The sequence below is a fragment of the Pseudomonas sp. A39 genome (assembly GCF_058145955.1).
Window position 1 is genome coordinate 39926 of sequence record NZ_JBYVMD010000013.1, and the last position, 17730, is coordinate 57655.

The window sequence follows — 17730 nt, forward strand, 5'->3', positions numbered from 1 at the left end:
CCTGCTCACCCCAAAAAGTACCCACTCACCCTGAATGAGCTGCTCACCCAAACCCACCGGATGAGCCCTCCGCCCCAATCACCGCTTCGAAAGCTCCATAATCATGCGACTAAGCAAATAAACCCGCGGCACCACACTCTCCACCTCGGCATACTCCTCCGGGGTATGAATATTCCCCCCGACAATCCCGAACCCATCCAACGTCGGTGTTCCTACCCCAGCTGACAAACTCGCGTCCGCCGCCCCGCCGCTGCCTTCAATCGTCAGTTTCTTGCCCAGTTCCCCATAAATCCCCTGGGCAATCGCCACCAACTTGTCCGACTCCGCCGTCTGCGGCATGGGCGGCAAGCCACGTTTCAAGCTGGTGGTGACTTCAGTGTCCGGGATCAGCTTATTCGCCGACACCCGCACCAAATCTTTCTCGATGCGATCAAATTCTTCCGGCAACGCCGCGCGTACATCCGCCTTGGCCGTGGCCTGGTCGGGGATGACGTTGGTGCGGTCGCCGGCCTTGAGCACAGTAAAGTTGATGGTGGTTTTCTTCTCTTCATCCCCCAGCTTGCCGAGTTGCAGGATCTGGTGCGCAACCTCCATCGCCGCGTTGCGGCCAAGTTCCGGGGCGACACCGGCGTGGGCGGCTTTGCCTTTGACTTCGACCACGGCGGTGGCGCTGCCTTTGCGCCACACCACCAGGCCGTCGGCGGGGCGGCCGGGTTCGAGGTTGAGGGTGACGTCGTGGGCCTTGGCGGTGTTGCGGATCAGCTCGGAGGCCGCATCGGAGCCGGTTTCTTCGCTGGCGTCGAGCAGGAAGGTGATTTGCGCGTAGTCTTTGAAGCCCTGGTCCTTGAGGACTTTGAGCGCGTAGATGCCGGCGACGATGCCGCCCTTGTCATCCATCACGCCGGGGCCATAGGCGCGGCCGTCCTTGATGTGGAACGGGCGCTCGGCCGCCGAGCCTTCCTTGAAGACGGTGTCCATGTGGGCCATCAGCAGGATCTTGGCCTTGCCGGTGCCTTTGAGGGTGGCAACCACGTGGCTGTTGTTGGCCGCTTTATCCGGCACCTGTTCAATAGCAAAGCCCAGCTGTTTCAGCTCGTCCACGGCGATATCGCGCACTTGCGTCAGGCCCGGCTCATACCCCGAACCCGAGTCGATATTCACCAGGCGTTCCAACAGCTTCAACGCCTCGGCCTTGTACTGTTCGGCATGTGCCTGGATCTGTTTGTGGGGTTCGGCACTGTAGGCCGGCACGGCGAAGGACACGGCCAGGGTGGCGGCCAGGAGGGTACGCGAGAAGTTGAAGAGCATGAACCGATCCTTGATTGTTGTTGGAGGGTGCCGTGACACCCTACCCCACTAGACCGATCGCAACCAACTCCCCTGCACGGAACTCACGCGGTTTCGCCCACTGCTCTTGGCTTCGTACAACGCTTGGTCGGCATCATTCAACCAGTGTGTCGAATCCGCATGGCTCGGTTGATACGGCGCCAGGCCGATGCTCAAGCTCGCGCGCAACGTCGGGTCCTGGGCGTAGGCCAAGGCGTTGAAGCGGTCGCGCAGCGCATCCATCACTTCGGTGGCGCGGTTGAGAGGCATGCCCGGCAGGATCACACAGAACTCGTCGCCACCGTAACGCCCGGCGAGGTCGGTGGCGCGCAGGTTCTGGCGCAGGACTTTACTGAGTTGGCGCAGGACGATATCGCCGGTGACATGGCCGTAGGTGTCGTTGATGATCTTGAAGTGATCAATGTCGATCAAGGCAATGGCGGCGCCGGCGCAACCCCGGCGGCAGCGCTGGAATTCAAGCTCAAGGTGGTCTTTCCAGGCGCCGTGGTTGAGCAGTCCGGACAGGCTGTCGGTGCGGCTCAACGCCAATAGCTCGCGCTTGTGTCGCGCCAGCGTCACCGCCTGGCGGTAGCAGATCCAACCCAATGCCAGCGGATACACCATCAGGATTGGCAGGCAGGCGTAAAGCTGAACCTGGGTGGTCACGGCGATAAAGGCCGGGGCGAACAACAGCCACGAGGTGCCGATACCCAGCGCCTGCGCCACCCACCCGGCCAGCATGAAACGGGGGCCGCCAATGGCCACGTTGTTCATGGTCATCATCGACAAGGTGGTCACACTGGGCAACGGGTTGAAGTGCATGGCACCGACCCAGAACCCACCGCAAAAGGAATCAAACAGCAGGTTGCGCCGTTCGCTGCGCAGTGCGTTGGTGGTGCGCACGCTCAGTTGAAAAGCCAGGTGCGGCCAGACAAACGCGTTGATCAGCATCCACGCCCACACCCACCCGGCAGGGTCCAGGGGATACATCCCGAACACCACGCACACTAACCCGAGCGTCAGCCCAAGCAGGCGGGATCTGTACAGCCGTGAAGCGAGCGGAAGTCCGGTTCCTTCTGCAGCTGACATGGTGAGATGAAATCCTGAGTGAATGCCAGGAGTCTATCAGGGCACCGGCAATTAGCCACTACCGCTGATAAGCTCGGCGTCGTCAGTGGGCAAAGCCCCGCGCCAGCATCAGCGCCACGCCCAGCAGCAGCACCGCCGTGATGCGCTGCAACACCACACGCCGCTTGGGGTCTTCCAGCACATGCTTGATGCGCTGGCCGAAGTAGCAATACAGGCAGCCGCTGGCGAATTGCAGCAGCAGGAACGTCAGCCCGAGGATCGCGATATCCAGCGTCGAACGGTGCTCACCGGTCCCGGCAAACTGGGGGAATACCGCGCTGAACATGATGAGGGTCTTGGGGTTGGAAAACCCGGTCAGCAACCCTTTGCCAAACAGGTTGCGCGCAGCTTCCACGTGACCGATCCGGTCGATCACCACGCCGCTGCTGGTCCACTGTTTGTAGGCGAGGTGAAGGATATACGCCACGCCCACCACCTGGATTGCCTGCGTGATGACAGGGTAGCCCTTGACCAGCTCGGAAAAGCCCACGGCAAAGATCAGGATCGATATCAGGTACGCCACACTCGCGCCGATCTGCGCCGGGATCGAACGGCGCAGGCCGTCGCGCAGGCCCAGGCTCAACAGCATCAGGGTCATGGGGCCGGGGCTGAACGTCATGGTTGCGCTAAACAGCAGGAAGTACAGAAACGAAGAAAGGGTTAACGCACTTGTCATGGCCGGGGACCTGGGGAAGAGAGCCTGCAGTCTAGGCATTTGCCCTTGCACAAGGCAGGTAAAGTGAGGCCTAATCCGCCCGAACTTCACCGGTAAAATTACCAGTAAAGATAAGGAAGTCGCATGTTCGTATCGGCCATTGCCTTTGTCGAGGGCACCCCCAAGGTGCAACAGATCGTCGAGGCATTCAGCCGGGCCATCGAAAACGGCGAATGGGCTGCCGGCAGCAAGTTGCCCTCGGTGCGCGAACTGACCCAGACCCTGGGCGTGAGCAAGTTCACCCTCAACGAAGCCCTCGACCGCCTGCGCGGGCGCAATCTGCTCACGTCCAGCCAAGGCCGTGGCTATTTCGTGACCGTGGACCGCGTCCATACGGCCACGACAAACTGGGTTGATTTGCTGCCTCAGGACCTGCTCAGCGTATTGCGCCGCCCCCTCGCAACGGTCTACGGCGAACTGCGCCCCGGCGGCGGCCACTTGCCCGAGGCGTGGCTGGACAGCGACGCCATTCGTCAAGCCATGCGCAGCGTGGTGCGTGCGCCGTCGTTGCGCATCGCCGGGCTGGGCACGCCGGCCGGGCTGCTGCCGTTGCGCCAGGCGCTGCAACAGAAGCTGCACGGTGAAGGCCTGTCGGTGCCGGTGGACCAGATCATCACCACGCCAAATACCGTGCAAGGCCTGGACATGCTCATGCGCTTGCTGGCACGGCCCGGCGACACCGTGCTGCTGGATGCGCCGTGCTACTTCAACTTCCACGCCAACCTGGCGCTGCACGGGGTCAAGGTGGTAACAATCCAACGCCGGCCCGATGGTTTTGACTTCAACGCCCTCGAACAGCTTTTGGCTGAGCACCGCCCCAGCCTGTACCTCACCACCGGCATACTGCACAACCCCACCGGCCATTCCTTCAGCCCCGGCCAGGCATTTCGCCTGCTGCAACTGACCCAGCAATACGCTTGCCATATCGTCGAGGATGACCTCTACGGCGACCTGCACCCTACCCCACCGCCACGCCTGGCCGCGCTCGCCGGCCTGGACCAGGTCACCTACCTGTCGGGTTTTTCCAAGACCCTCAGCGCCAACGCCCGCGTCAGCTTCGTGGTCGCCGCACCGCAACTGGCGGCCAACCTGACCAATATGAAGCTGATGAGCGGCGGCGTGACCTCCGAGCTGTTCGAGCAGATCGTGTACCGCATGCTCAGCGAAGGCAGCTACGCCAAGCACCGCAAGCGCATGGTGCAGCGCTTGATGGAGGCCGGAGGACGGGTCGAACAATGGCTCAAGCGTTGCGGCTGCGAACTGCCCATGGGTTATGAAGGCGGAATGTTTATCTGGGCGCGCCTGCCGCCCGGAATCAACGGCGAGCTTCTGGCCCAGGCGGCCTTGAAACACGGCATGGTGCTGGCGCCCGGTGCGCTGTTCGGCTATGACGCGGCGCACCGCGACTCGATGCGTTTCAATGTGGCCCACAGTGATGAGCCGCAGGTGCAACAGGTATTCGAAGCGCTGTTGCTCAGGGCTGCCCATGGCCCTTGAGCCTGCCGTAACCGACCAGCCACAACTCGCGCATCCCTGCGTGTGCCCGATTTTGCTTCGTCATGTATCTCCGTTATAGCCGGATACACTGCAATACAAAGGGCACAAGGCAAGGCCGTCGCCAGTGGCTAGACTGCGCTCCACTGAGTATTTAACGAGGCAGGCAGCATGGATCATGTCGATCACATCCTGATCGTCGATGACGACCGGGAGATCCGCGAGCTGGTAGGCAACTACCTGAAGAAAAACGGTATGCGCACCACCGTGGTCGCCGACGGCCGCCAGATGCGCAGTTTCCTCGACACGACACCGGTAGACCTCATCGTGCTGGACATCATGATGCCTGGCGACGATGGTTTGCAGCTGTGCCGCGAGCTGCGGGTGGGCAAGCACAAGGCCACACCGGTGCTGATGCTCACTGCGCGCAACGATGAAACCGACCGCATCATCGGCCTGGAAATGGGCGCCGACGACTACCTGGTCAAACCCTTCGCGGCCCGTGAACTGTTGGCGCGCATCAACGCCGTGTTACGCCGCACACGCATGTTGCCGCCAAACCTGGTGGTCAGCGAAACCGGGCGCCTGATCCGGTTTGGTCGCTGGCGACTGGACACCACCGCGCGCCATCTGCTCGACGCAGACGGCACCCTGGTGGCCCTGAGCGGCGCCGAATACCGCCTGCTGCGGGTGTTCCTCGACCACCCCCAGCGCGTGCTCAATCGCGACCAGTTGCTCAACCTGACCCAAGGCCGCGACGCCGATCTGTTTGACCGTTCCATCGACCTGCTGGTGAGCCGCCTGCGCCAACGCCTGCTGGATGACGCCCGTGAGCCGGCCTGTATCAAGACCGTGCGCAGTGAGGGCTATGTGTTCTCCTTGCCGGTGGAAATCCTCGGGGCCGATCAATGACGCCACGGTTTATAAGACTGCGCTTGGGCTGGCCGCGCACGTTGGCGTCGCAGTTGTCACTGATCTTCTTGATCAGCCTGGTGTGCGCCCATGGGTTGTCGTTCAGTGCGCAGTTCTACGAGCGCTATATCAGCGCGCGCACCGCCATGTTGGGCAACCTGGAAAACGATGTCTCCACCTCAGTCGCCATCCTCGACCGTCTACCCGCCAACGAACGCGCCAGCTGGCTGCCGCGCCTCGACCGGCAGAATTACCGGTACCTGCTCAATGCCGGCGAAACCGGCGAGCCGATGCGCAGCGACGATATGCCCATGGCCGCCACCTCGATCGCGGACGCGCTGGGCGAACACTACGCGCTGACCTTCCGTGACATCCCCGGCCTGCAAAAGCATTTCCAGGCGCACCTGACCCTGGCCGATGGCAGCCCGATCACCCTCGACGTGCGTCCTGCGGCTATGCCCGTCGCCTACTGGCTGCCCGTGGTGCTGGTGCTCCAGCTTGCGCTGCTGCTGGGCTGCACGTGGTTCGCCGTGCGCCTGGCCATCCGCCCCCTGACCCGCCTGGCGCGGGCGGTAGAGACCCTCGACCCGAATGCCCACCCCACTGCCCTGGACGAAACCGGCCCGACGGAAGTCGCGCATGCCGCCGCCGCGTTCAATGCAATGCAACAGCGCATCGCCGAATACCTCAAGGAACGCATGCAGATTCTCGCGGCGATTTCCCATGACCTGCAAACCCCGATAACCCGCATGAAATTGCGTGCCGAATTCATGGAAGACTCCGCCGACCGCGACAAACTCTGGAGCGACCTCGGCGAAATGGAACACCTGGTGCGCGAAGGCGTGGCCTATGCGCGCAGCGTTCATGGCGCCAGCGAAGCCAGCCACCGAATCAACCTCGATGCGTTTCTCGACAGCCTGGTGTTTGACTATCAGGACATGCACAAGCAGGTGAGCCTCTCCGGTAAAAGCGCGGTGGTACTCGACACTCGCCCCCACGCCCTGCGCCGGGTGCTGGTGAACCTGGTGGACAACGCCCTGAAGTTCGCAGGCAGTGCAGAGCTGGTAGTGGGCTCGACGACAAACGGGGAATTGTCGATCAAGGTGCTGGATCGCGGGCCGGGGATTGCCGAGGACGAACTGGTGCAGGTGATGCAGCCGTTTTACCGGGTGGAAAGCTCTCGCAATCGCGGCACCGGTGGTACGGGCCTGGGGCTGGCAATTGCGCAGCAACTGACCGTCGCCATAGGCGGGTCGTTGACCTTGAGCAATCGTTCGGGAGGTGGATTATGTGCCGAGATTCGCCTTGGGTTTTAAGCCGTGGGGAACTTGAGCTGCTCAGGTGCGCGTCCGGGTGTGGCTGCTGAGTTAGACGCTACAGCCTGAGAGTTTGAAAGGGGCGCATTGAGCCCCCCTCATTATTGATAATATTTAACCGTCCGCCGTCGCTAACCCATTGACCTAAAATATTTATCGCACACTAAAAACTGCACTAGCATATGTGCAATACCGTACAAACTTCCCCACAACCCCCCCCTCTCCCCTCGCTCCGCCCCCCCGCAAATAAAGTGGCGAATGTTAAAATTTGTCACGTTTTAGCGGAATCAATTCGATTAGTATCTAAACGCTGGCAGCGAATGAACTGACGGCCTTGCATGCCGGAAAAGGGAGTAGGTGATGCATTTTTCCAACGTCCTCGCTATTGCACGGACTCAATCGAAATCGGAGGACTTTCGGGAGTTTATAGTTCGCACTGTAACGGATGATTTGAAAGTCGATACACGTTACTACGAACAACTCATTGACACCCAGGAAAGTCACGGTGATTACCGCGCAATCATCATAGAAATTGACACACCCTCGGCCAGTAGCCAGACACTGGACATAATAAGAAAGACCAGAAACAACAATCCCGGCTGCACCATATTTGTCGTTGTCACCTTTGCCTCAACCCTGAGCAAAACAAAATACTACCTGGCAGGCGCGGATTACTGCATCAAGGTGGTCGACACCCCCCCTGAGAAAAAATTGAGCCTGTTTGATGCATTCCTCAGCGAGAGTGCACGACTGAATCAGTGTGGCTTGGTACTCGATCAAGACCGCATGTGCCTTTATGGCAACGGCAAAAAACTGGAAATATCCTTTGTTGAAATGAGTGTATTGGAAGCCCTTATCCAACGGCGACTGCTCAGTCACAACGAGATCGCCGCCGTCATGGGTTTGAATACCAAATACTACGACTCCAGAGCGATGGAAAAATCTATCAGCCGACTGCGCAGTAAAATCAAGGCGCACTACGGTGAAAACATCATCCAGAATATTCGCGGTTATGGGTACAAACTAAGCCGGGGTCTTATATGCACCGGCCATTTCCAATCCGCCAAGGAGCGGTCGAATCGTGAATAGCGAGAAAATCCCCCCTGCCCACTCGGTAGACTTCAACATTGTCAGGCAGGCTATCGTTGATCGCAGCCATGCACTCTGGGGCAGTGAAATCCGCATAGCGTGGCCGCACACTCGCGCGTTACCTGAAACTGCCTATAAGGAAGCGCTACACCGTATAGATGTACGGCGCAGCGTCTCCCCTCCTTCGCGCAGTCATAAGTTCCTGCACATTGACCAAGCCGCCTTAATGAACGCAGACCTGCACAAACAAATTGTTCAGACTGCCCAATCACTGGAGAAGCACAGCCCCCCCTTGACCCTCTGCATCGACAACCCTCTGGATGCCCTGCCCAGCCCGGTTGAACGCAGGGCCATGGTGCGCCAGTTATATAAATTGAAAGACCAATGCGGCATCACCCTCGCCTACAACAATTACAGACTTGATACAAAGCAGGCCGACCTGCTGATCGATCTCGAACTCTACAACTACATAAAAATGCCCTTTCCGGATTCCGCCCTGCGGCTGAGCCTGAATACACGCTCCGACCTGTTCGATCGGCTCTACGACCGCATGCTGGCGCTGATCAATACGGCGCGGGTGTGCTTTATTGCCGACACTGTCGAGTTTGCCGACAGTGCGCTGCTGGCTAAACACCTGCCTTTCGAATACTTTCAGGGCGGTTATTACTCCCCTGCTGACTGCCTATAACAACTGCACCTTCCTACTCTCGGTGGACACTATGAGCTCCCTCAAGAAATACGCCTTCACGCCCACACTTCCTGCTATCGCATTGCACGACTTCACCCCCAATGCCGAGTTGTTCCACTACGATGTAAACGCAGCGGCGACAAGCCAGGCAGACGCTGAACAGCTGTTATTCAACCCACGGTCTGCCAGCCCCAATGCCACCCCGCGCCTGAATACCTACAGCATCACCCATACCCGCCTCTTACCCTCACACCCTTTTAACGCTGTGAGACAAGAATCCAGAATGCCCCTGCCAAAGGATCATGACAGCGCGCCTAATAACCATACTCCGCCTCCGGAAATAAACCCTGAGCGCACTCAGCAGTACCCACAGGATTTCTGGCTGCTGACCCAACATGATCGCACCCTGGTCAAGGGCGGCCTGCGTATTTCATTGACCACCATTGAATCCGCGCTGATTAAAAAAATGCTCCACCATGAAGAACGCGTGGTCAGCAAAGAAGAGCTGATCCGTAATATAGGCCGCGAACCCGAGTTATATCGCGGGTTGGAAATGTGCCTGAGCCGGCTGCAGGAAAAGTTCAAGCGCGCCAACGACGGTGAGCGTTTGTTTCGCGCCGTCAGAAACCGTGGTTATTGCCTGACGCAAAAAATCAAGAAGCCGCTCGAGCTGGCTCAGCCACGCCGTTAACTATATAAAAATAACGATCACTTTATCACTCACCCTGCCTATTAACACACGCTTATACCCGTCCTTTTATAACACTCCCTGCTGATCACATTACGCCGACCTTGTTATAAGTCGTCAGCCAATGCCCCCTGCCCTTCATTACTATCCATGGGTACGCGCCTGCGCGTGCCTGTTGTTTTAGTGCGGTATTGCGCCGCGTGATCAAGCCCTGCCACCACGTGTGTGGTCACCACCGGGAGCAGAACTATGCTGAATAATACTAGAATGCATCGCCACCTGACCCCTAAGGGTTTGACGTTCTGGGGCCAATGGACGCTCGCATCGGGCTTAGTTGTAACACTGTTGTTTATGTTGGTGTCTTTGAAGACCGGCCAACTTGATTATAACTATCGGATCCTGGCGGCCTTCACCCTACTCGCGTCGCTACCGGCTTATACCTTCTGTGATGTCTACAGCAAAAAAGATGACTATGGCGTGGGCCTTGGGCGACTGTTCATGGGTTGGTTACTTACCGTGGGTATCGTGTTCGCGGTGGGTGTTGCCTGTAATGCCAGCTCATTGTTTCCCCTGGAGATTCTGCTGTTGTGGGGCGCTGTCAGTTACCCACTGTTGGCGCTGTGCTATATCCCCTTGCACAGCCTGTCGCGGTATTACCATCGGCAACTTTACCAACGGCACAAGTCATTGATCGTGGGCACCGGCAAACTCGCGGTCGACCTTGCTAACACCTTGTCTCGCCAGAAACACTCGCCGTTGGTGGGTCTGGTCGGCAGCCACACCGAGGCAGCCCAGGACGCACACCCACAGATACTCGGCGAGCTGCCGCAATTGCCGCACCTGATCCGGCAACACGGTATTCGCCGGCTCTACATCACCCACTCGTTGCAGGACGCGACCCACATCGAGGCGCTCTACCTCAACCTGCTGGAGATCAGCGTGGATGTGATCTGGGTGCCCGACCTCAACAACATGCTGCTGCTCAATCATTGCGTGGCCGAAGTCGATGGTCTGCCGGCGATCTTCCTCAATGAAAGCCCGCTGACCAGCCGCCCCACTGCGGCCCTGAGCAAGTCGTTGCTGGACAAGAGCCTGGCCTTGCTGGCGATCCTGGTGTTGAGCCCGTTATTGCTGCTGTTTGCGCTGTTGATCAAGCTCACCTCCCCCGGCCCGGTGATTTTCAAGCAGGACCGCCATGGCTGGAATGGCCAGGTGATCAAGGTGTGGAAGTTCCGCTCGATGCGCGTGCATGACGATCACGAGGTGCGCCAGGCCAGCCGCAACGACTCACGCATCACCCCGGTCGGCCGGTTTATCCGCCGTACCTCCATCGATGAATTGCCGCAGCTGTTCAACGTGCTGCAGGGCAATATGGCCCTGGTCGGCCCGCGTCCCCACGCGATTGCCCACAATGACTTCTACTCGGGGAAGATTCACGCCTACATGGCGCGCCATCGCATCAAGCCCGGCATCACCGGCCTGGCACAGGTCAGTGGCTGCCGGGGTGAGACCGAGACCCTGGAGAAGATGCAGCGGCGCGTGGATATCGACCTGCGTTACATCAATACCTGGTCGCTGTGGCTGGACATCAAGATTCTGCTGAAGACGCCGTTTACGCTCTTATCCAAGGATATCTACTGAGCGCTGGAGCTTGTCGAATCGTCCCGTTGGACTGCGCAGCAGTCCTATTTTAGGGCCGCTGCGCGGCCCAACGGGACGGTGCGACGATTCGACAAGCTCCCTCGCCACAGGTACAGTTTTCGCCCTTAACTGACCGGCATTAGGGTTTGCTCCCTCCCACACTTGAACGCGACCCCACCCGTTACTCCGTGATCTTGTCGATGTTCTGGTAGAACAGTTCACTGTCGCGTCCATCCGTCATCGAATGCAGCGAATACGCGCGATTCAAGCGTGCCCCGCCATCGCGGGTCAGCGGTGCCCACACCAGGTTGGCACGGCGCATGGTCGACAGGCTCATCAACTCATCGAACGGAATGGACAGGTAGAGGCCCTTGTCGAAGCTGCCTTCGCCAAACGCTTCCTTGGACACGTTGGTACGGGTGATCCACGCGCCGATACGCACACCGTTGTTGAATTGCCGCGACAGATCCAACGTTGCGCCCCAGTCCCTGGCCAAGTAGCGGCCGACGCTCAAAGCCCCCTGCATATTGAACGGCAGATCGGTATAGCCGGTGATATGGCCGGTGACCGTGCGGTAATCGCGCAGGCTGAAATCCTGCTCGAAGCCACGTTGGCGCACATAGTTCAGGTCCGCGCCCACTGCCCATCCCTTGCCCATCGGCCGGTACAGCACTTCACTGCCGACCCCGGCATACATCGACTCCAGCAAGCCGCCATAGACCATGCCGTACACGTCCTGATCCAGGCGCTGCGCATGGTTGAGTTGGAAGGTCGGCAACGTCACGTCGGCGCTGGTCATGTACTTGCGCAGGTCGGTGCGTACCCGTGGCAAACCCGTGGGTGCATCGTAGGTAAAACCGTCGTAGTTGTTTAGCAGGTTGACGCTCAACATGCCGCTCCACCAAGTAGTGCGAGTGAAGCGGTATTCGCCGTCGAAGTCGGCGGAAACCTGATAGAGCAAGCCGTCCGGCCCGCCGACGTTCTGTTTGTAGCCCAGGCCTGCGCCATAGCTGAAGGGTGTCGGCGGCTGGGTGTAGAGCACCGTTTGCGCGCGCTCGCTGGCGCGATTGACCTCGACCTGGCGGTGCAGGGCCTGCAGATCTTCACGGTGGTTGACCACCTCGCGAAAGGTCTCGCGGGGCACGCTGGTTTCCTCGATGCCCATGGCATAGCGTTCGCTGACCAGGGTGAACCAATCGATCTGGTCATTCACGCTGTTGTCGAGGATCCGGCTGGCGCGCCCCACCGCCTTGGCGCTGTAGAAATAGCGCTGCTGTTCGCCATACACCAACAGCTCCGGCCCGCGTTGCGTGATGCGTTGCACGGTGTAGCCGGCATTGTCGTGCAGGCGTTGGGACACAGCGGCCCAATCAACCTGCTCCGGTGGCGTGGGCGGTGCCACGCTCGGTAACTTGGGCGCCGGTGGGTCGTAGGTTTTCACCGGTGCCTTGCGGCTGACGAAATTGGTATGCAGGGTAATGCCGAACATCGCGGTATTGCCCCGCTCCCAGGCAGCACTCACGTCGATGGAATCGGCGAGCTTATAGACCATACCGACGTTGACCGGCGAATCCTGGCGAAAGCGGTTGTCCCGCGGTTCGCTCTTGTAGTCGTTGCCGTCCACTTCGAGCTTGAGGCTCAGCGGCGCCCAGGGCGTCTGGTAGGCGATGCCGCCAAACAGCGCGGGGCGGCCGCGAAAGTAGCCATTGGAAAAACTGCCGGAACCCTCGGCGGTGGGCCGCTCGTCGAAACGATCGTCCAGCGCGCCCAACGGGTTACCCAAGTCACCCCGGCTGCCCAAGTAACCCCAGGCGATACCGGCGCTGAAATCGAAATCGCCGTAGCGTTTGCTGGCCACCAGGTATTCGCTGGAAAACAGCCCGGTGCCGCCCAAGTCCATGAACCCCACCGCCACTTGGGGCAGCCAGTGGGTCTCCTGATACAGGCGCACCTTGGCGTCGACAGCCTTGTCCTTGTAACTCTGGCCGCCGCTGAACGACTCGGCGCCATAGGGACGGTTGGTGATCGCGGTGTAGCGAAAGGTGCCTTCCAGCCAGTCCAGGGGCTGCGCCGAAAAACTGTAGCGGCTGTAGGGTTCGGTGCGGTTGGCATTGACGCTGAGTTCGCCGGTGGGGGCCATGCGCGCGGTGGGGGTTTGCAGCAAGCCCACGCCGCCGAAATCGCTTTGGGTGTAACGGGGATCGCCATGCACGACGCCACAGGGCACCAGCAGCACGGCCGCAATACATAATTTCAAGGCGTGACCTCGGCCAGGGGTTGGGTGGCGAGAAACTCAGCCAATTGCTGATTCAGTTCAGGCGTGGGCGGGTCCAGGTCGTCGCTGCGGATCGGCACCAGCAACGTGCTGCCGGGCGCGGGCGGCGCGCCCTCCTCGCGGTTCCAGGGTGCAATGCCCAGGCGCGTGACGTGCCCGTCGGGCTGGATCAGCCACAGGTAATCGGTGTCCGCCGCCTTCGACGCCGGGCATGCGTCGAGGTAGGCGCTCCCCTGCTGCAACGGCGCAAATGCCAAGGTGCACGCACGGGCAACCGCGCCCAGTACCCGCACGCTGTCGGGCCTTGGCGGATACACCAGGCGGTCGCCACTACTGACCGGCAGGTTTGGCGCAAACCCCACTTCCACCGCTACCGGGTCTAGCACCGCCGCCTGGCGGCCGGTCACCGGCAACGCCTGCACCTGCTGATAAAGCTGCGCCGCTGCACGGGCCCGATCTTCGCGCCCTGCCGCCAACGCGGCCTGGTGCAGGGTTTGCAGGTCGAACAACACACCGGCCTTGAGCCGTGCCTGGGCTTCAAGCAGAGGCTGATGCAACCAGGCCGCCCCGAGCCAATAGCCTTGGGCATCCGGTTGCGAAGCAGTGATCACATCCAGCAAACGCGCGTCGGCTTGCAGCACCACAGGGCCTGGGTTACGCACCTGGCCGCTGACCGTCAGGGTCGCGGCCAGGCACAGCGGGGCGCAGCCACATAACAGCAGCAGCGCCCCGAGTCGTCGAACAATCATCGGGCGTCCTTGCGGGTCGGTTGCAGTTGGGTGATGGTCAGGCTCAGGTCGGGCGTGAGGTGTTGCTCGCTCTGCACGATAAAACCGTTCACCGGGTCCACCCAGTAGCGGTTGCGGGCGTGAAAACCGGCCGCCTCCACGTCTTCGTCAACCCGCAACAGGGCGTAGGGCTTGTCCAGAATCTCGAGGGTTTCGATGCCCTTGCGCGTCAGGCGGCTGGTGACCGTAATGCCCATCCGATAGCCGCCCACCAGGTCGATCTGCCGCGTACTGAGGTAGCCATCCGGCACCCGGTGCAGCCCCTGCTGAAAGGGCGATTGCCCCTGCCAACGCGTGCCATCCAGGTCAGCCCCGAGGCCGACCGTGCGCACCACCAGGCCGTCGCGCAGTAGCAGCACTTGCTTGCCGGACGCGACCCAGAATTGTAGGTCGTCGCGCTGGCGAATCAGCGCCATCACGCCTTCGCTGGACACCGTGGTGACCTTGATCTGGGGAAACGGCACCGCCTCCACTTGGGCTTGGGTCAACCCCAGCGGCGCAGGCCCGGCCACGGCGGCCTTGAAGGTATCGAGAGAGGCCGTCATCAACGGATTACAACCAGCCAACAGCCACGCCAACCCCGCATACGTAGCGATTTTCAGAGTGTTCACGCAGGTTCCACCCTATCGGTTGCTGGCTTCGCTCAGGTTGTTCTGGGTGGACGCGCCAATGCCGACGATCGTGGCGGAAGGGATCAACTGGCTGATAAAGCGGTTCCACCGGGTGATATTGGCGGGGCCGACGAACACCACATCCTGGGGCTGCACATCAAAGCGCGTGGCCAGTGCCATGGCCGACGGAGACGCGGCTTCCAGCTGGTACACCTTGGCCGGCTCTGTCGCCATGTTCTGCGCGCCACGGATCACGTAGATGGCATCCGCGTTGGAGGTGTTCTGGTTGATCCCGCCCACCGAGCCGAGCACGTCGGAGAGGTTCATGCTGCGGGTCTTGAAGCTCAGGGCGCGAGGCTGCATGACCTCCCCCATCACGTAGATGCGCTTGCGGTCGTTGTAGGCCAGGTACAGCTGGTCGCCGTCCTTGAGGTAGATGTCGTTGACGCGCGACTGTGCAAGGTTGAGCGTGTCGAGGTCCAGGGTGTAGCGCTTGCCGTCACGGGTGAGCGTGAGGTTCGACAGGTCGGCATTGAGCGGGTCGATCCCTGCGGCGCCCATGGCCTCCATCACGTTCATCGGGATGGTCGTGATCGGCACCGGCCCGGCCTTGGCCACCGCGCCGGTAATCACCACACGCTGGCTGGCAAATCGCAGCACGCTGACGTCCACCTGGGGACTGTCGATGTACTGGCGTAGCTTGTCGGTGATCTCGCTGCGCAACGCTTCAATGGAGCGCCCTTTGGCAGTCAGTTCGCCCACGTAGGGGTAGAACAGGTTGCCCTCGGGGCTGACCAGGCGACCGTTGGCATCGATCTGTTGTTGTGGACCGGAAGGCGCCGTCAGTTCGGGGTGATCCCACACCGTGATATACAGCGCATCATTGGCGCCGATCAAATACGGGCCAGGCTTATAACTCAACAGTTCTGCCGGGATGGAATACGGCACTTGGGTGGCCGCGTCCATGGCGAGTAACTTGGGCGTTATTGGAATTAAATCCACGCGGCTACTTTCAGCGCCACCCTGCTCGGTCATCGCCGCCGTGTCCATATATTGGCCCGGGGCAAACATGCAGCCTTGCAACAATGCAGCGGCCACAGCCGCAACAGAAAAAATACGCATCATAGTGCTAGGACACTCGCGATAATCGACAAGAAAAAAAGACCACTTGGGTGGGGATTCCAAGCGGTCTGAAAAGCGGAAGGTTTACAACTTAGTTGCCGGTACCGGTCGTGCCGGTCGTGCCGGTGGTACCCGTGGTGGTGCCGCCATTGGAACTGCCGCCGCTGTTGGAAACCGCCGCAACACCGGCGATGAGGGCGCTGCCGACCAGCAGGGTTTGCCCCACCGTCACCGTGCCCGCCACCGTGGTATCGAGCCCCAACGGCAACTCAACGGCCAACGCAGAAGTACTCAGGATACTGAGTACAATAATAGCCAGTGGTGTTCTCATCTCAGACTCCTTATCGTCAGTGAATGGTCAGTCCGATAGTGCCATTCAACTAAACAGTGCACCAGACGGCGAATAATTAACGCCGCGGTTAAAAAATAACGTTTTATCGGCGAAGCGCCCGGCCTTCAATACATTGGCGCCCGTGAAGTTATTTAAAACGTTATTAATTGTCGGAAAACTTCAGGCCCGACCGTACTTGTCTTCAAAGCGCACAATGTCGTCCTCGCCCAAATAAGACCCCGACTGCACCTCGATCAACTCCAACGGGATCACGCCTGGGTTTTCCAGCGCGTGCACCTGACCGATAGGGATATAGGTCGACTGGTTCTCCGAGACCAGGTACGTCTGCTCGCCATTGGTGACCCGCGCCGTGCCACTCACCACAATCCAGTGCTCGGCGCGGTGGTGATGCATCTGTACCGACAGCTTGGCCCCCGGCTTCACGGTGATGCGCTTGACCTGGTAGCGCTGGCCGCTGTCCACCGAGTCATACATGCCCCACGGCCGATACACTTCACGGTGGTTGAGGTGCTCATGCCGCCCCGCCTGTTTAAGCTGGTCGACGATGCCCTTGACCTGCTGCACCTGGTCCTTGTGCGCCACCAGCACCGCGTCCTTGGTCTCGACAATGATCAGGTCCTGCACCCCGACAGTGGCGACCAATCGGCTGTCGGCGTGGACGTAGGTGTCGCGGGTGTCGAGCGCCAGCCCATCGCCGCGCAGCACATTGCCGTTGGCATCTTTGGCACTGGCCTCCCACAGCGCCGACCACGAGCCGATATCGCTCCAGCCGGCCTGCAACGGCACCATCACCGCCTCGCTGGTTTTTTCCATCACGGCGTAGTCGACGGAGACGTCCGGGCACGCGGCAAAGGTTGCGCTGTGCACGCGGGTGAACGGCAGGTCCTGGCTGCCACCTTCCAACGCCACGCGACACGCTTCGAGGATCGCCGGCTGAAAGCGCTCCAACTCTTCCAGGTATCGGCTGGCACGGAACATGAACATGCCGCTGTTCCAGGCGTAGTCACCGCTGGCCACGTATTTCGCGGCGGTGGTGGCGTCCGGCTTCTCGACAAAGCGCTTGACCCGGTAACCGCCCTCGCCCACCGCCACGCCCTGTTCGATGTAGCCGTAGCCGGTGTGCGCACAGGTGGGGGTGATGCCGAAGGTCACCAGCTTGCCGGCCCGGGCCAGGGGCAACGCCACTTCCAGGCTGGCATGGAACGCCGGGATGTCTTCGATCAGGTGGTCCGCCGCCAGCACCAGCAGGATCGGGTCGTGGGCCTCGGCCACCGCCTTGCACGCCGCCAGCGCGATGGCCGGCGCCGTGTTGCGCCCCACCGGTTCCAGCAGAATGCTCGCCTGTTCCAGGCCCAACTGGCGCAATTGCTCAGCCACCAGAAAGCGGTGCTGCTCGTTGCAGATCAACTGCGGCAAGCCCACGTTGGCGCCGGTCAGGCGTGTGATGGTCTGCTGCAGCATCGACAGATGCGCATCGGTCAGGCGCAGGAACTGCTTGGGGTTCAATTGCCGCGAGAGCGGCCACAGGCGCGACCCCGAACCGCCAGCCATGATTACGGGTATTAACATGAGGGCATCCTTGGGC

Annotated in this window: 16 protein-coding genes; 7 read left to right on the forward strand and 9 right to left on the reverse strand. The window is 60.5% G+C overall.

Annotation, left to right across the window (positions count from 1 at the left end; translation table 11 throughout):
* Positions 1–78: 78 nt before the first annotated feature.
* The 3 genes from AC3ZU9_RS12765 to AC3ZU9_RS12775 all read right to left on the reverse strand — a co-directional run bounded on the left by AC3ZU9_RS12765 (position 79) and on the right by AC3ZU9_RS12775 (position 3130).
* A complete protein-coding gene (locus AC3ZU9_RS12765) occupies positions 79–1308 on the reverse strand; it encodes a M20/M25/M40 family metallo-hydrolase (RefSeq protein WP_043205493.1) in 1230 nt (409 codons plus the stop codon).
* 48 nt (positions 1309–1356) lie between these two features.
* Positions 1357–2415, reverse strand: coding sequence for a diguanylate cyclase (locus tag AC3ZU9_RS12770; protein WP_046034688.1), 1059 nt, complete (start codon positions 2413–2415; stop codon positions 1357–1359).
* A gap of 82 nt (positions 2416–2497) precedes the next feature.
* Positions 2498–3130 (reverse strand): LysE family translocator, encoded by a 633-nt coding sequence (locus AC3ZU9_RS12775; RefSeq protein ID WP_102060792.1) that lies wholly within the window; start codon positions 3128–3130, stop codon positions 2498–2500.
* 123 nt (positions 3131–3253) lie between these two features.
* Between AC3ZU9_RS12775 and AC3ZU9_RS12780 the strand changes: the two genes are divergently transcribed.
* The 7 genes from AC3ZU9_RS12780 (at position 3254) to AC3ZU9_RS12810 (ending at position 10997) form a co-directional block, all read left to right on the forward strand.
* On the forward strand, positions 3254–4666 hold the full coding sequence (locus AC3ZU9_RS12780) for an aminotransferase-like domain-containing protein (protein WP_122811138.1): 1413 nt from the start codon (positions 3254–3256) through the stop codon (positions 4664–4666).
* 168 nt (positions 4667–4834) lie between these two features.
* Positions 4835–5575 (forward strand): response regulator, encoded by a 741-nt coding sequence (locus tag AC3ZU9_RS12785; RefSeq protein ID WP_093541658.1) that lies wholly within the window; start codon positions 4835–4837, stop codon positions 5573–5575.
* The gene (locus AC3ZU9_RS12790; RefSeq protein WP_490090810.1) at positions 5572–6891 is read left to right on the forward strand and encodes an ATP-binding protein; all 1320 of its coding nucleotides are present in this window, start codon (positions 5572–5574) and stop codon (positions 6889–6891) included. The genes AC3ZU9_RS12785 and AC3ZU9_RS12790 overlap by 4 nt, the downstream gene beginning before the upstream one ends.
* 360 nt (positions 6892–7251) lie before the next feature.
* Complete coding sequence (locus tag AC3ZU9_RS12795; protein ID WP_490090811.1) at positions 7252–7980, forward strand: winged helix-turn-helix domain-containing protein; 729 nt, start codon at positions 7252–7254, stop codon at positions 7978–7980.
* Positions 7973–8668: a YuxH family protein gene (locus tag AC3ZU9_RS12800; protein WP_046034683.1), complete on the forward strand. Its 696-nt coding sequence runs from the start codon at positions 7973–7975 to the stop codon at positions 8666–8668. Before AC3ZU9_RS12795 ends, AC3ZU9_RS12800 begins: the two co-directional genes overlap by 8 nt.
* Before the next feature lie 31 nt (positions 8669–8699).
* On the forward strand, positions 8700–9359 hold the full coding sequence (locus AC3ZU9_RS12805) for a winged helix-turn-helix domain-containing protein (RefSeq protein WP_102060796.1): 660 nt from the start codon (positions 8700–8702) through the stop codon (positions 9357–9359).
* A 246-nt stretch (positions 9360–9605) separates the two neighbouring features.
* Positions 9606–10997 carry an undecaprenyl-phosphate glucose phosphotransferase gene (locus AC3ZU9_RS12810; RefSeq protein ID WP_490090812.1) on the forward strand — a complete coding sequence of 464 codons (1392 nt, stop codon included), beginning with the start codon at positions 9606–9608 and terminating at the stop codon, positions 10995–10997.
* A gap of 181 nt (positions 10998–11178) precedes the next feature.
* Here the strand turns inward: AC3ZU9_RS12810 and AC3ZU9_RS12815 are convergent, their stop codons facing one another.
* The 6 genes from AC3ZU9_RS12815 to AC3ZU9_RS12840 all read right to left on the reverse strand — a co-directional run bounded on the left by AC3ZU9_RS12815 (position 11179) and on the right by AC3ZU9_RS12840 (position 17714).
* Positions 11179–13254 (reverse strand): YjbH domain-containing protein, encoded by a 2076-nt coding sequence (locus tag AC3ZU9_RS12815; RefSeq protein WP_490090813.1) that lies wholly within the window; start codon positions 13252–13254, stop codon positions 11179–11181.
* Positions 13251–14021, reverse strand: a complete 771-nt coding sequence (locus tag AC3ZU9_RS12820) for a capsule biosynthesis GfcC family protein (RefSeq protein ID WP_046034679.1) — start codon at positions 14019–14021, stop codon at positions 13251–13253. Before AC3ZU9_RS12820 ends, AC3ZU9_RS12815 begins: the two co-directional genes overlap by 4 nt.
* Entirely contained in the window at positions 14018–14671 is a 654-nt protein-coding gene (locus AC3ZU9_RS12825; RefSeq protein ID WP_412070933.1) for a YjbF family lipoprotein, read from the reverse strand. Before AC3ZU9_RS12825 ends, AC3ZU9_RS12820 begins: the two co-directional genes overlap by 4 nt.
* Before the next feature lie 12 nt (positions 14672–14683).
* The gene (locus AC3ZU9_RS12830) at positions 14684–15796 is read right to left on the reverse strand and encodes a polysaccharide biosynthesis/export family protein (protein ID WP_080943347.1); all 1113 of its coding nucleotides are present in this window, start codon (positions 15794–15796) and stop codon (positions 14684–14686) included.
* Positions 15797–15884: 88 nt separating this feature from the next.
* Positions 15885–16124, reverse strand: a complete 240-nt coding sequence (locus AC3ZU9_RS12835) for a hypothetical protein (RefSeq protein ID WP_046034678.1) — start codon at positions 16122–16124, stop codon at positions 15885–15887.
* 180 nt (positions 16125–16304) lie between these two features.
* Positions 16305–17714 (reverse strand): mannose-1-phosphate guanylyltransferase/mannose-6-phosphate isomerase, encoded by a 1410-nt coding sequence (locus AC3ZU9_RS12840; RefSeq protein ID WP_154845793.1) that lies wholly within the window; start codon positions 17712–17714, stop codon positions 16305–16307.
* Positions 17715–17730: the final 16 nt, after the last annotated feature.

What these genes read in the sequence shown, in the direction of transcription:
- AC3ZU9_RS12765 (WP_043205493.1), bottom strand. Translation starts at nt 1,308, where the DNA reads ATGCTCTTCAACTTCTCGCGTACCCTCCTGGCCGCCACCCTGGCCGTG.
- AC3ZU9_RS12770 (WP_046034688.1), bottom strand. Translation starts at nt 2,415, where the DNA reads ATGTCAGCTGCAGAAGGAACCGGACTTCCGCTCGCTTCACGGCTGTAC.
- AC3ZU9_RS12775 (WP_102060792.1), bottom strand. Translation starts at nt 3,130, where the DNA reads ATGACAAGTGCGTTAACCCTTTCTTCGTTTCTGTACTTCCTGCTGTTT.
- AC3ZU9_RS12780 (WP_122811138.1), top strand. Translation starts at nt 3,254, where the DNA reads ATGTTCGTATCGGCCATTGCCTTTGTCGAGGGCACCCCCAAGGTGCAA.
- AC3ZU9_RS12785 (WP_093541658.1), top strand. Translation starts at nt 4,835, where the DNA reads ATGGATCATGTCGATCACATCCTGATCGTCGATGACGACCGGGAGATC.
- AC3ZU9_RS12790 (WP_490090810.1), top strand. Translation starts at nt 5,572, where the DNA reads ATGACGCCACGGTTTATAAGACTGCGCTTGGGCTGGCCGCGCACGTTG.
- AC3ZU9_RS12795 (WP_490090811.1), top strand. Translation starts at nt 7,252, where the DNA reads ATGCATTTTTCCAACGTCCTCGCTATTGCACGGACTCAATCGAAATCG.
- AC3ZU9_RS12805 (WP_102060796.1), top strand. Translation starts at nt 8,700, where the DNA reads ATGAGCTCCCTCAAGAAATACGCCTTCACGCCCACACTTCCTGCTATC.
- AC3ZU9_RS12810 (WP_490090812.1), top strand. Translation starts at nt 9,606, where the DNA reads ATGCTGAATAATACTAGAATGCATCGCCACCTGACCCCTAAGGGTTTG.
- AC3ZU9_RS12820 (WP_046034679.1), bottom strand. Translation starts at nt 14,021, where the DNA reads ATGATTGTTCGACGACTCGGGGCGCTGCTGCTGTTATGTGGCTGCGCC.
- AC3ZU9_RS12830 (WP_080943347.1), bottom strand. Translation starts at nt 15,796, where the DNA reads ATGATGCGTATTTTTTCTGTTGCGGCTGTGGCCGCTGCATTGTTGCAA.
- AC3ZU9_RS12835 (WP_046034678.1), bottom strand. Translation starts at nt 16,124, where the DNA reads ATGAGAACACCACTGGCTATTATTGTACTCAGTATCCTGAGTACTTCT.
- AC3ZU9_RS12840 (WP_154845793.1), bottom strand. Translation starts at nt 17,714, where the DNA reads ATGTTAATACCCGTAATCATGGCTGGCGGTTCGGGGTCGCGCCTGTGG.